The organism is Methanothrix sp. (assembly GCF_030055635.1).
Lineage (GTDB): Archaea > Halobacteriota > Methanosarcinia > Methanotrichales > Methanotrichaceae > Methanothrix_B.
In genome coordinates, this window is the sequence record NZ_JASFYM010000007.1 from 1 (window position 1) to 13,054 (window position 13,054).

A 13,054-nucleotide genomic window follows, 5' to 3' on the forward strand; every position below is an offset into this window, starting at 1 on the left:
AGCTGCCTGCAGGTCTCCAGCGTATCCTCTAGCTTTTTGATCTGAGCCTCAGTCGGATACAACCGGAACCTGTAAGCAGATCTCATCTCGATCGTTGCTCCTTCTATATTGCGTACGGGCTTACTCCAAAGATTGGAGTTTGCGCCCTGCTATTCTCTATCAGTTGCTCTCCCCGCTATCCTTCATGTACTCCCTCAGCACCACAGTTGCATAGGAGCCGGGCGGCAGGGAGAACTGGATGCAGGCGTTTCCCTCTAGAAGATCGACCCGCGGATCAACAGCCAGAAGAGCTGGCCTTCTCGCGCCGCGTGAGCCCAGATCCGGACAGATCTTCACAGAGAAGCTCTCTCTCGATATCCCCTCGGATTCCAGGATCTGGCGCTCGATCTCGCCCTGCTCGCCAGCAGCGAGCTCGGACTCGTATCCGATCAGAGGAAGGGTGACAAAAGCGCGCCCTCTCTCGGACAATCTCCTCACGGCCTCGATGTTCTCAGCTCTCACCCTCTCCGTCCTGCTCACATCCGGCATCCCGCTCCTGGAGAAGCAGACGATATCTCCCTCAACCGGCTCGAACGTGAGACATCTTCGCAGACGCATGCTGAGCATCCTGTTGAAGAGATACGACTGGTATGCGTGAACGAACATCCTTCTCAGGTTCTCGGGGAGCACCATAAGAGCGCCCGCATGATCCCCTGGATTTGAGACAAGATGGTTCAGCATCGCCAGCTCGTATGTGAGATGTCTCGGGTATCTCCTGAGCGCGGATCTCACATCCCGTGACTCCCAGAGCTCCTCCCGCGCTGCTCTCGTCTCCTCAGGCTCATCGGGGAATGGCATCGCGAGGTACGTGAAAACCGCGCGCTCCAGATCTCCTCTTACGATAGCCTCGCCGACAAGATGTGTCACAGGCCGGATCTCTCCGAACCGCTGAACTCCGAAGTAGTTCGGGACACCACCGATCTCCAGGATCTCATGGGTTATGCGCTCCAGGCGCTCCTTCGCGGAATCTGTATCAACCAGAAGATCTCTTATCACAATACTGAAGCGGTTGCCCTTCAGATCGCCAAGACCAAGAGGCCTGTTCGTTCTCCCGAGAACAGAGATCCTGAGATCCGGGATCCTCAGATCTCTCAGTGCATCCTCCTCGAGGTTCATGATCGCCATTCTCTGCCTTGTGACAGCTCTCCTGTCCTTGGTGCCCGCGAAGCTGATCCTCCTCTGGCTTATCCTGAGAGCCCTTGCGATCTCTCTTATCAGCCGGTGCGTATCCCAGTCCCGCTTCTCAACCTCGATGACGAGATACCTTCCTCCCTCGTAATGAGCATCATCGAAGATCTCCTCGACGACGAAATCATCTGGAGTTTTGCGTATGACCCCGCCGATGCCCGGAGTTCTGGTGATGTAGACATCCATCCCCAGAGCCCTGTCGCGCTCAGGCGCTGGAAGGAGGCCCTCCATCTAACCACTCCCGAAGACCCTGCTGAATCTGTCCATGGATCCCGGCGGCCCGAGGAGGATGAGCACGTCTCCAGGCAGTATCTCAGTATCTTCTGAGAGGCTCAGTACCGCATCACCTGCACGATCTATGGCCACAACACTACATCCGAAGCGCTCTATGAGCGCCAGCTCTCTCAGAGCCCTGTGGGCCATCGGCGATCTCCTGCGAACCGAATACCTCCTGAGCTCCAATCCCTCGTAGAGTATCGTCAGATCCTCGCTCTCAGGGGTGACGATGTTCAGGAGCATCTTGCTCGCGACCAGCGGCACCGATGCCACATAGTCTGCTCCCGCCCGGTAAAGCTTCTCTGTGGATATGAGATGATTTGCTCTGGATATTATGAAAGCATCAGGGTTCAGGTTCCTGGCGACAAGTGTCGAGTATATGGCGTCGTGATCGTTGTTCAGCATGACCATTATGCATGAAGCTTCCCTTATGCCGGCTTTGACAAGCACATCCTCTGAGTACCCGTCGCCTCTGATGTGCTCGAACCTGTCTGTGGCCAGATCCCGTCTGTCTACGACCACAGGCCTGATCCCGTGCTCGCAGAGGAGCCTGACCAGCCTCTGCCCCACGTCACCGTATCCTATGACGAGAAACCTCCTCTCATCTCCAGCGCCCAGCAGCCTGAGGCGCATGAGCTGCTCGGAATCCCCCACCGCAAGAACGACCGTGCCGCTGGACAGTAAAACATCCCCCGGTGGTCTGGGTGTGAACTCGCCCCGCTTCCAAATTCCGGCAACCACAGCGCCTGTCTCGATCAGGAGAGGATCTGAGACGGCCCTTCCAGCAAGGGAGCTTCCGGGAAACACGGGCACCTCAGCCAGGCTCAGGGTGCCGAAGAGCTGGACCGCTCCGGGAAAGACGCACTCGCCGCAGGATGGAGCTGAGATCTGTGCGACGAACGTACCCAGCATCGTCTTTGGCGAGAGGACCCTGGAGGCACCGGCATAGCTCAGAAACCTGGAGTGCCTCAGGTCCTCCACCATCGCGATTATCTCTACGCCTGACACCTCTCTGACCGTCAGAACTATGTCCGCATTAACTTCATCTGTGTAGTTGACCATGACCATCCTGGCAGTTGATATGTTTGCGTTTCTCAAAACCTGCACATCCGAGGGGTCGCCCCAGACGGTCGTGTACTTTTTGAAAATGCTCCTTGCAACAGACTCTCTGCTCTCAATTATCGCGAACTGTATTCCCATCTCATCGAGCCTCTCGGTCAGTCTTTCCACCATCGGCCCGTAGCCGCAGATCAAAATATGATCGCTCAGCCACTCCGGCACTCTTTCAGGAAGCTCTCGCCCCAGATGCTCAAACCATGGCGTCACAAGGCCGGGCAGAACGAAGGCGAAGACCATGACTATGCCGCTCAGGCTCACGACGATGCTGAAGATGTGCCCCACAGGGCTTCTGAAGACTATGTCCCCGTAGCCGACGGTCGTCATGGTCATTATGACCCAGTAGACCGCATTCACCGGATCTGCAAGCTCCGCCCTGCCCTCGTACCGCATCAGAATCATGTAGATGGCGCTGTATACGGCCACTATCAAGATTGCTAGTACGACAGCTCTTGCGGCGCTCCTGGCGTCGATGCTATCGGCCATTGATAAGACATTTCAGAGCCCAAGCCTTATGTGCTTTATCTCCATGTACTCGTCAAGGCCTCTGTGAGACAGCTCCCTCCCGATGCCGCTCTGCTTCCAGCCGCCGAAGGGGGCATGGTGGTCTATAACGCTTCCGACATTCACACCGACGCTTCCGGCCTCGAGCCTCTCTGCCGTTCGAACCGCTCTCCGCAGGCTGTTCGTGTAGATGTAAGCTGCAAGGCCGTATTGCGTATCGTTCGCGAGCCTTACAGCATCCTCCTCGCCACAGAACCGCATGATCGGAGCGACAGGCCCGAATGTCTCCTCTCTCATTATCCGCATCGTGTGATCGACATCTTTGAGCACCGTGGGCAGGAAGTAATAGCCCCTGGCGAATCCATCAGGCTCGCGGCCGCCGCAGAGGATCTGAGCGCCTTTATTAACAGCGTCCTCTATGTGCTCCCTCGTCTTTCTCCGCTGGGCCTCGCTCACCATCGGGCCCAGGTCCACTTCGGGATCGAGCGGGTCGCCGATCCTGAGCCCGAGCGTTCTCCTGATAACTTTCTCTGTGAAATCCTCCGCGATCGCATCATCAACATAAACCCTGTTCACGGATATGCAGACCTGGCCCATGTTCCCGAAGGCCCTTCTCACGCATGCGCTTGCGGCTGCATCGATATCCGCATCATCGAAGACGATCATGGGCGCGTGCCCGCCGAGCTCCAGGGACACCCTCTTCAGATTCCTGGCAGCAGCCTCCATGATCCATATCCCTGTGGATGTCTCTCCTGTGAAGGAGATCTTTCTCGATATCGGATTCGTCACAAGCTCAGCGCCGACTGTATCTCCCGATCCGTGGACGATGTTCAGCACACCTGGCGGAAGTCCGGCGTCGTTGATCGCCATGACGAACTCGGTGGCTGCGACCGGCGCCAGGCTGGAGGGCTTCGCCACAGCTGTGCAGCCAGCGGCGAGCGCCGGGCCGGCCTTCCAGGCGAGCAGCTCCACAGGGTAGTTCCAGGGTGTTATGAGGGAGACAACGCCGACGGGCTGCTTTATCACTATGCTCCTCGTATCGCCTGTGCTGATCCAGTCTCCGATGTTTCTCAGCCCCTCCTCTGCGAAGTAGTCCAGGGAATCAGCAGCCGAGAGAACCTCCCTCCTGGAGTCCCTGATTGGCTTCCCCATCTCCACTGTGAGAAGCTCTGCGATGCGATCCGCTCTCTCCCTCACAAGATCAGCTGCATCGTGCAGCAGGTCGCATCTTCTTTTTGGGGATACGGATGACCATCCTGGAAATGCATGCTGGGCAGCCTCAAGCGCTTTGACGGCATCGATGACATCGCCGATCGCAACCTCAGCCACAGGCTCCTGGTTCGCTGGATTATGGATTACATCAAATCTTCCGGAAGCGCCCTCAACACGCTCCCCGTTTATCAGCATCATCGAACGGTACATGAGAGGATCTCAGAGGACAACATAGAAATCATTTGGGCTCATGCCAGCTGTACCTAAGCGCAATTTTCTTTTGCGATATGGTCCATCATAAAAATCAGTGAAGCACGATGCCCCAAGACCAAATCCGGCGATTCTTCGTACATTCAGATGCTGCACATCGTGAACACACGGCGCGATGATGAGAGGGCCTGCCTGATACGGTGATGAGGATTTTGAGTCCTGAGCGCCACATATGGGATCTCATCCACCCAGTGGCCGGTCGAGTTCTGATTCCTGCGCTTGAATAGTGACGAAGCTGCCCCTCTCACATGCTGCTCATTGCAACCGCAGGAGCTTCTGCGATCAATTCCACAATCTTCACACATCGCGGTGGGGTATGAGATCGCAGCCTGTGCACGGGTAGCACATGGTCTGGGGCACATCCCCTCTGAGTCCGTTCCTGTCCAGAGCCCTCCTCAGATGCTCTGCAAGTCTGAGAATTCTTTCCGCGGATGGCCGGCGCATCTCCAGGTCGGCCAGGCGCAGAGGATGGGGGTAGACAGCGCGAAGCACAGGCATCACTCCCATCTCTGTGAGCTCATCTATTCCCTGAAGAAGAACCCTGTCGGACTCGCCCAGTCCCACTATCACATTCGTGAAGACCCTGTTTCTGCCGAAGACTTCCACAGCATCTGCGAGGGCACTCTTTATGCCCTCAAATGAAAGCCCCGGGCACACCGCCTGGAATATATCGGGATCAAGCGTCTCGAGGTTGTACTTGACCTCAATGGCGCCTGCTCTCCTCAGAATCCCGTTCGAGCGCTCCGTCGGGCAGACGGAAATGCCGATGGGAACGCCGAATGTTTTTAGGGACTGCGCTATATCTGCAATCCTCTCGACCTCATGCTCCGGCGATACCTCTACCCCGCTCGTTAGCGATATAGCCTTGAGCCTGCCGGTCATGGCCGCGTGCCTGACCATCTCGATGATCCTTTCTTTGGACTTCGTCGGGCCCATGAGCTTCGGGACCGCGCAGAACCTGCAATCGTAAATGCAGCTCTCAGACACAGTTATGTACGCCTGATCAGGGCAGTGGAGCAGCGGCTCGACGAGATGACCGCGGGCCACAACCCTGTCTCCTTCGAGTATGACATCCTCCTCTCCTTCACGCACAAGCCTGAGTGGGCTTGGAGCGATCGTGAGCCGGACGATCCTCCCGCCTGATCTGAAGAAGACCGATCCCTCGCCCGCGCTCGGTCCAGCCGTGGATGCAGGACCCTGAGGCGTCAAACCCTGAAGCTCCACAGTTCCCACGGATATCAGGTATGCCTTTGTGGCTGGATCCATCACCAGTCTTCAGCGATGTATTCGTATATAAATCCGGATGCATCAGAGGGGACGCCGCGCAGAATACACGAAGATGCTCATACTGCGCCACGCCCAGAACATGCAATTTAATAGGATGAGGTCCGTGTGTCAAACATGTACGAGGAAATCGGAGCGATTATAGGAAGGGGGTTCTCCACTTGGAGACACAATCTGGGCATATGCGTCCCCTTTGTGCTTGATGTTATCGCCATCGGGTTGCTGGTCATGATCCTCTTCGTCTCCATCATTGGAACCGTGCCCGAGGCCTTCACAAACATCGAGAATGTGCCTCCGGAAGATCTCATTCAAGCGTTCGAGCAGAAAGGGATGGTCGTAGGAGCATACATCATATTGTTCTTTGTACTTGCGCTGCTAGTCAGCTCGTTCTTTACGGCAGGAGCGACTGGCATGGCAAGGAGCGCGAACGCAACCGGCTTCTCCTCCCTTGGGGAGATGTGGTCAGCGGGAAAGAGATACTGCATCAGGCTCTTCTCAGTTTCCCTGCTGAGCCTTATCATCTACGCCATTGCAGTTCTGGTCGTCAGCGCGCTCTTCGTGCCGTTCGTATCCATGGAGTCCCTTTCGAAAATCGCTCAGGCCCCTGAGCAGGTGGACCCAGGGCTCGTAGCTCTCGTGATCGCCTGGATCCTGGCAGTGTGCCTGATACTCATAGTGATCTCCCTGGCCCTCGCTGTTGTCTCTCCCGCAATTGTGGTCGATTCCCTCGGCGCCATCTCAGGGATCAGGGCAAGCATGAGATTCTTCAGAGAGAACATCTTCGATGTGTTCCTCCTCTGGCTTGTGACCCTTGGATTATCGATGGCGTTCAGCATAATCGGGATCTTCTTTGAGGGCACCGGTCTTGAGGGGCTGTGGTCCACAGCCGGCGGCATCTTCAGCGTTCTCGTCATAGCACCCCTGACCACGATCTGGTGGACCAGGCTTTATATGAGCAGAACTGGAAAGGATCTCCACAGATATGATAGAGCATATACTGTTTAGGTTCAGGGCGCTGGCTCTTCCGTTCCAGACCCTGCTGATCGGGGCGGTCTTCTTCACCATCTACGATCTCTTCACATACTTCGGCCACGGGCTGGGCGCCGTCGAGTCCGCGATCGAGGCGCTGGTTGCGTCGCTGATATTCATGACCGCGTACTACTTCACGTCAGTTGCATTGAGATCGAGGAGCTCCGAAAGGCGCGGGAAGGGTCTGCGGAAGAAGCGTTAGTACAGGTTCCGCAACCGATAAGTCATTGGTTGAGATCTATGGTAGTGGTGATCGAAATGGAGCTGAAGACTGTGAGAATGGAGATACCCGATGGCTCAAACCTCATACTGGGCCAGAGCCACTTCATAAAGACGGCTGAGGATCTATACGAGGCGATAGCGGGAAGCGTGCCAGGCGCACGGTTCGGAATAGCATTCTCAGAGGCGAGCGGCGACTGTCTGGTAAGGCTTGAGGGGAATGATGATGCTCTGAAGGACGCTGCCAGGAGAAACTCGCTGGCGCTGGGATGCGGACACACATTTGTCATCCTGATACAGGGCGCATTCCCGATAAACGTTCTCAATGCCATCAAGAGCGTCCAGGAGGTCTGCAGCATCTTCTGCGCCACAGCAAATCCTGTGGAGGTTGTGGTGGCGACGACAGAGCAGGGCAGCGGCATACTCGGGGTGATAGACGGAAGCTCGCCAAAGGGCGTCGAGGGGCCTGAGAAGGTCGCGGAGCGGAGGAGCCTTCTCAGGAGATTCGGATACAAGCTATGAGACCGGCACGCATTCCGGTGCTGGAGAATGCTGCATGATGGATCTCCTCATAAAAGACGGCAGGGTTTACACAGGCGGCAGGCTGCTGAGCACGGATATATGGATTAAAGACGGGAGGATCGCGGCCCTCGGAGGGTACAACAAGGCCGCGGATAGGATCGACGCCAGAGGTATGATCGTAATACCGGGGGCCATCGACATGCATGTCCACTTCAGAGAGCCGGGGTACACGCACAAGGAGGACTGGGAGAGCGGCTCGATCTCCGCAGCTGCTGGCGGCGTGACGACTGTGGTCGATCAGCCCAACACGGATCCACCGGTCATGGACGCGGAGTCGTACAGGGAGAAGCTGAACCTGGCGAAGCGCAGCTCTCTCGTCGACTTCTGCCTGAACGGCGGGCCCGGAGATGTAGAATCCCTCATCAGGGCAGGGGCATCTGCGATCGGCGAGATCTTCATGTACGAGATGGGCGAGGAGCGGCTGGCCAGTGTTCTGGAGGATGTCGGGCGGCTCGGCGCGCTCGCGACGGTGCACGCGGAGGATGGAGAGGTCATACGGAGATACTCGGAGCCGCTGATGGAGAACAGAGATCCAGATGTTCATTCCAGGGCAAGACCGCCGATCGCTGAGGTCTCTGCGATAGACCGGGCCCTGAGCATATCCAGATTCAGGCTCCATATCTGTCACATCTCGACGGCCGATGGCCTGGAGCTCGTGCGGAGGAGAAGGAACAGAAGGGTGAGCTGTGAGGTCGCTCCGCACCACCTCTTTCTGAGCAGAAGGGACTACAGGAGGCTCGGAACATTTCTCAAGGTGAATCCTCCCCTGCGGAATCCTGCAGATTGCGATGCCCTCTGGGAGGGCCTGAGAAGAGGGGATATAGATGTCATAGCCTCGGATCACGCGCCCCATCTACCTGAGGAGAAGAGGGACGACATATGGCATGCACCTCCTGGCATCCCTGGAGTGGAGACAATGCTCCCCCTCATGCTCTACGCTGTGAAGAGCAACATGATAACTCTTGAGAGAGCTGTGGATGCGCTCTCAGCGAGGCCGGCATCCATACTCGGATTGAGCTCCAAGGGGGAGATAGCCATTGGAAAAGATGCGGATCTGGTGATCTTCGATCCTAAAAGGCAGGAGAAGATCGACGTCCAGAGGCTTCACAGCAGGGCAGACTGGACGCCGTATGAGGGAAAGAAAGCGATCTTTCCGGTGATGACCCTGGTCAGGGGGAGCGTTGTGTTCGATGGGGATATCGAGGTGAATCCCGGCTACGGCAGAAATATCGATATGCACAGGGATAAAAAGCTCGAGGAGCGATCCGATTAGCCGTCCTTTGCGGGCAGTCACATGGATCGACTTGAGATCAGAGCCTACGAGCAGAACACGATCTCGCTGAACGTAGATATGAGTGCGGGGGATGGGATTCGAACCCACGAACTCCTGCGAGACTGGACCCTGAATCCAGCGCCTTTGACCTGACTTGGCAACCCCCGCGTCATTCTTTATGCGAGCACATACCGCACCCGAAGGGCGGACCTCGCGGTCAGGCATCACCCTTGGTGAATCGCACGTTCTGTGCTCATCTGAAAGCAATGCATGCCACTCCGATCCACGCTCCACAGGAGTGGTGGCATGCCACAGAGAGCGTGTCTGGATGCTTTCCTGCCCGACAGCGAAGTTGACTCGCGATCAAAGAATAAAAGGATTACGCATAACAGGTCGTGTACTCGCACCACCGAATGATCCTGCTGAAATTGACAGCTCTGGAAGAGCGATCCCATGAGATGCAGCCGGGCACAAGCTTAAAATACGGATCTGTTCTATCAAGCATCGTGGATGATGGGGGAAAGGATGGCTTGGCCTGGCCTGCTGGGAGATTCAGGATGTAGGAGGTCGTGTGATCAGGCCTAAAAGCGAAAGGATCGGTATAGAGATGAGAAAAAAGCTGGTATCCCTGTTGCTGCTCCTTGTGCTTCTCACCGGATTCTGCAGTGCTGCAAACTACATGTACGAGAAGTCGGTGGTGAAGGGCGTGGGATACAGGAACCTGGAGATCGTGATATCCACGCAGTACGGGTACAGCGGAGCAAAGCTCGTCGAGAAGCAGTCGGGAAGCGGCAACGTGAACTCGAGGATAGAACTCGAGGCAGAGAGGCAGCTTAGCAGAAGCTACGATCCACTATACACTTCCTGTGACTACCCGACCGGCAGCGATTACCCGATGGACTACATCAACTTCACATCAGAGCAGGATCTCGAGTACATGCCGGTGAGCTACCAGACGGGCACATACGATCAGAAATGGATCGACAAGCTTTGCGTCCAGAACTACAGGATCGGCGCTGTTGTGACAGAGATGTATACACATGCGGAGCATCTGCAGAAGAGCACGGAGATCAAGACTAGAGCATACGGATTCGCTAACGGATACGCTGATAATCTGGACAACTGCTGCACTGGAGTGCTTGAGGCCAACATCAACAGCAACGTGATCGGCGTCGCTCACATCGGATGGATGTCAAGAGAGCCAGAGGCACAGGATATAGTCAAGGGCAGGCACGTCGAGTACGGAAGGAGCATTGAGGATCTGACAGGAGTCTTCTCGATCGAGAAGTTCATCCAGCTCTGGGGCAACTCGACATGCGGCGCGATAAGCGTCGACTGGCTGCCGTGCATCTAAAAAAGATCCCGCTTCCGCGGGGTCATGGCTTTTTCTGCTTCTGCAGCGCGAAAAAATACATGGCCAAGAGGTTTGCCGCTTCTTAGTGAGCCGCGTCATCACTCCTTCTCAGCAGGTGGTGTGAAGACCCTCTGTCCCAGCTCCTTATCGAGCATGTAAAGCAGCCCAACGCCCCTCTCGCCCTGTATGAGCCTGAGCTTCTGGACGATCTCCTCCGCGTTTGCCTCCTCCTCGACCTGCTCGTTGACGAACCACTGCAGCATGCTCTGCGTCGGATAATCCTTCACCTCGATTGCCAGGTCCAGGAGCGCATGGATGAGACCTGTGACCTTCTGCTCATGCGCATGTACCTCCTCAAATACCTTCAGCGGCGACTCCCACTCGCTCGGAGGCTCATCTATCTTCATAAGCTTCACCCTGCCGCCCCTGCTGATTATGTAGTCGTAGAACTTCATCGCATGGAAGAGCTCCTCCTGGGCCTGTGCTCTCATCCAGTTCGCAAAACCCTTCAACCCTGTGGACTCGAAGTACCCCGACATCGAGAGGTAGAAGTAGGATGAGTACAGCTCCCAGTTGACCTGTTTATTGAGAGCTTCGAGCAGCCTCTCGTTTATCATGATCACACCCTCTCAAATGCATCCTTTGTCGCCCCACACTCCGGGCAGACCCAGTCATCAGGCAGCTTCTCAAATGGCGTTCCAGGCTCCACACCGTTATCCGGATCCCCCTTCTCAGGATCGTAGACGTAACCGCAGATAGTGCATCTGTATCTGTCCAAAACAATACCTCCACGAATTTTAGCGCATGCAAACTATTTGTGGTTTCCGGCAGCGATGAATTACACCTGGAGGTTCATCTCCGCGAATTACCGGCGGTCTGGATTGAGTTGAGTTTTTGTGATCGTTATAGACCCTTTTTCCCATCAATCCACTAATTCGACGGGCTGTGACCCTCATCTATCAGACAGCCTGCACGCAGGGTGTGCCGGTTTGGCCCCGTATGATTGGTGCGATACAACCTGCCTGCATGGCGCTGAGCTGCAAGATATCCAATAGCAAGCATCAGCAGATCCAGCACTCCAGTCCGAGGTCCAGATTCCCATACCTTCGATCACAATCTGTTTATCTTCATAAGTTCAGATTGGCTCCAGCAGCAGAGGTCGTGTGTGATAAAGCGCTGAAGACCGATGGCACTTGCAGAGCATGCAGGCGGTGCCATCTCATTTACAGCACACGAGCTGCGCTGTGAAGATAAAAAGGTGTGCGCATGAAGATCATCACCAAGATACTTCTGGCTTTCACGCTTGTGGCTCTTTCAGGCTGCATCGGCCCATCTGGCGGGCCTGGAGCAGCTCCGAACTCGACCGCACTGATGGAAGATCTCCTTATGGCATCTGGTAACATCACCTCGTACAGGTTTGAGTCGTCGAAGATGACCACCGCGGAGTTTCTGAACCTGACAGAGGGACGGGCCCTGGAGGACAGGCTCTCGTATCAGCTTAAAGAGAAAGGAGAGATATCAATCGAGAAGAACTCCTCACAGAGCATGCTCAGGGTATCGCAGGAGAGCTCGATGAGCTCTGAGAAGTACAGAAACCTGAGCATGTCGGCATCCAGGGAGTACTACATAGTAAACAGCACAAGATACGAGAGGGCCAATGGCAACTGGACGCGCCTGTTCATGCCGTACCCGGAGTACGAGCTGCTGCGTGAGAACAGGCTCTATCTGCAGCTGGACATCCTAAACAGATCACGTGCAGAGGTGATCGGCTCGGAGGCTGTGGACGGAACAGACTGCTGGAAGCTGAAGGTATCTCCTGAGAACAGCACAATCCGTGCTGCCGTGATCGCTCTTGAGGTCAGCGAGGTCCTGGGGCTGCCTGCTCAGATCCTTTTGGCGATGTTCAACACCACCGAGCTGGAGAGAAACAGCAGCATAGACTGGACCGCATGGGTCTCGAAGGAAGAAAAACATCTTGTAAAAAGAGAGGGTACTGTGAAGGCCAGCATCACCCCTGAGGTGCTGGGCATATCGTCTCCAGGTGTCAGGTTCGTGATAAACGTCAATGTGGAGGAGAGCATGAGGTTCTTCGATTACGACAGACCTCTTGAGATAGAGCTTCCTGATGAGGCGAGGAGCGCGGTGATGCTGATACCTGTGGTCAACATCTCCGGTGTCTCGAATGGATGAGACCGAGAGGCTTCTCCTCAAGGAGAAGCCCTGCCAGGCTCTCCTCGCGATCCTCGAGCTCGATCAGGCCTATGCATCTCTCATCTCCAAGAGGATCGACTCGACGTTCGCCCACACGCTGCGGATACTCTCGCAGCTCGAGCAGGCAGGGCTTGTCTCCACCCGGACCGAGGGCAGGGTGAGGTACGTGGAGCTGACCGGCCCTGGAAGAAGGGCCGCTGAGGCGATCAGGATGCTCAGAGATGCGATAGAGGATGCATCAGACGTGAAGAAGCGCATCAGAAGGATACAAGAGCTCATAGATGAAGCTGAAAGAGCTCAGGGCGACAGAGAGCTCCTTGCAGGACCGCTGCGCCGCGACCTCGCTCTGCTCAGATCAAGGTCATCCAAAGCTGAAATAGATCTCCTGGAGTCGAGGATACGCAGGATCGTCTCCAGGTGAGGAAGCGGTATGAGGATTTTTGTAATATTATAAATTATTTTCATATTAGTTAGTATATCCATGCGAAATCAATTTA

General features: G+C 55.7%; 13 protein-coding genes and 1 tRNA gene. 7 read left to right on the forward strand and 7 right to left on the reverse strand.

Annotation, left to right across the window (positions count from 1 at the left end; all coding sequences use genetic code 11):
• Positions 1–159: 159 nt before the first annotated feature.
• From truD to QFX31_RS04075, 4 genes are all read right to left on the reverse strand, one after another.
• Positions 160–1,458 carry a tRNA pseudouridine(13) synthase TruD gene (gene truD / locus QFX31_RS04060; protein ID WP_348530852.1) on the reverse strand — a complete coding sequence of 433 codons (1,299 nt, stop codon included), beginning with the start codon at positions 1,456–1,458 and terminating at the stop codon, positions 160–162.
• On the reverse strand, positions 1,459–3,105 hold the full coding sequence (locus tag QFX31_RS04065) for an NAD-binding protein (RefSeq protein ID WP_348530853.1): 1,647 nt from the start codon (positions 3,103–3,105) through the stop codon (positions 1,459–1,461). It lies immediately after the preceding gene.
• Positions 3,106–3,117: 12 nt separating this feature from the next.
• Positions 3,118–4,545, reverse strand: coding sequence for an NAD-dependent succinate-semialdehyde dehydrogenase (locus QFX31_RS04070; RefSeq protein ID WP_348530854.1), 1,428 nt, complete (start codon positions 4,543–4,545; stop codon positions 3,118–3,120).
• Between the two features lie 357 nt (positions 4,546–4,902).
• The gene (locus QFX31_RS04075; RefSeq protein ID WP_348530855.1) at positions 4,903–5,871 is read right to left on the reverse strand and encodes a radical SAM protein; all 969 of its coding nucleotides are present in this window, start codon (positions 5,869–5,871) and stop codon (positions 4,903–4,905) included.
• Between the two features lie 135 nt (positions 5,872–6,006).
• Here QFX31_RS04075 and QFX31_RS04080 point away from each other — a divergent pair, with 135 nt between their 5' ends.
• The 4 genes from QFX31_RS04080 to QFX31_RS04095 are packed head-to-tail and all read left to right on the forward strand — an operon-like array spanning position 6,007 to position 8,992.
• Positions 6,007–6,894 (forward strand): hypothetical protein, encoded by an 888-nt coding sequence (locus QFX31_RS04080; protein WP_348530856.1) that lies wholly within the window; start codon positions 6,007–6,009, stop codon positions 6,892–6,894.
• Entirely contained in the window at positions 6,872–7,120 is a 249-nt protein-coding gene (locus QFX31_RS04085; protein ID WP_348530857.1) for a hypothetical protein, read from the forward strand. The genes QFX31_RS04080 and QFX31_RS04085 overlap by 23 nt, the downstream gene beginning before the upstream one ends.
• Positions 7,121–7,176: 56 nt before the next feature.
• Complete coding sequence (locus tag QFX31_RS04090; protein ID WP_297760162.1) at positions 7,177–7,659, forward strand: adenosine-specific kinase; 483 nt, start codon at positions 7,177–7,179, stop codon at positions 7,657–7,659.
• Between the two features lie 34 nt (positions 7,660–7,693).
• Positions 7,694–8,992, forward strand: coding sequence for a dihydroorotase (locus QFX31_RS04095; RefSeq protein ID WP_348530858.1), 1,299 nt, complete (start codon positions 7,694–7,696; stop codon positions 8,990–8,992).
• Positions 8,993–9,075: 83 nt separating this feature from the next.
• Here the strand turns inward: QFX31_RS04095 and QFX31_RS04100 are convergent.
• Positions 9,076–9,160: transfer RNA gene (locus QFX31_RS04100), tRNA-Leu, on the reverse strand.
• A gap of 439 nt (positions 9,161–9,599) precedes the next feature.
• On the opposite strand from QFX31_RS04100, the gene QFX31_RS04105 reads away from it, so the two are divergent.
• Positions 9,600–10,346 carry a hypothetical protein gene (locus QFX31_RS04105; protein ID WP_348530935.1) on the forward strand — a complete coding sequence of 249 codons (747 nt, stop codon included), beginning with the start codon at positions 9,600–9,602 and terminating at the stop codon, positions 10,344–10,346.
• A gap of 98 nt (positions 10,347–10,444) precedes the next feature.
• Here the strand turns inward: QFX31_RS04105 and QFX31_RS04110 are convergent, their stop codons facing one another.
• A complete protein-coding gene (locus QFX31_RS04110) occupies positions 10,445–10,963 on the reverse strand; it encodes a ferritin (protein ID WP_348530859.1) in 519 nt (172 codons plus the stop codon).
• A 2-nt stretch (positions 10,964–10,965) separates the two neighbouring features.
• Entirely contained in the window at positions 10,966–11,124 is a 159-nt protein-coding gene (rd, locus tag QFX31_RS04115; protein ID WP_348530860.1) for a rubredoxin, read from the reverse strand.
• 488 nt (positions 11,125–11,612) lie between these two features.
• Here rd and QFX31_RS04120 point away from each other — a divergent pair, with 488 nt between their 5' ends.
• Both QFX31_RS04120 and QFX31_RS04125 read left to right on the forward strand, forming a co-directional pair.
• Positions 11,613–12,536 carry a hypothetical protein gene (locus tag QFX31_RS04120; RefSeq protein WP_348530861.1) on the forward strand — a complete coding sequence of 308 codons (924 nt, stop codon included), beginning with the start codon at positions 11,613–11,615 and terminating at the stop codon, positions 12,534–12,536.
• Positions 12,529–12,978 (forward strand): hypothetical protein, encoded by a 450-nt coding sequence (locus tag QFX31_RS04125; RefSeq protein ID WP_348530862.1) that lies wholly within the window; start codon positions 12,529–12,531, stop codon positions 12,976–12,978. Before QFX31_RS04120 ends, QFX31_RS04125 begins: the two co-directional genes overlap by 8 nt.
• Positions 12,979–13,054: the final 76 nt, after the last annotated feature.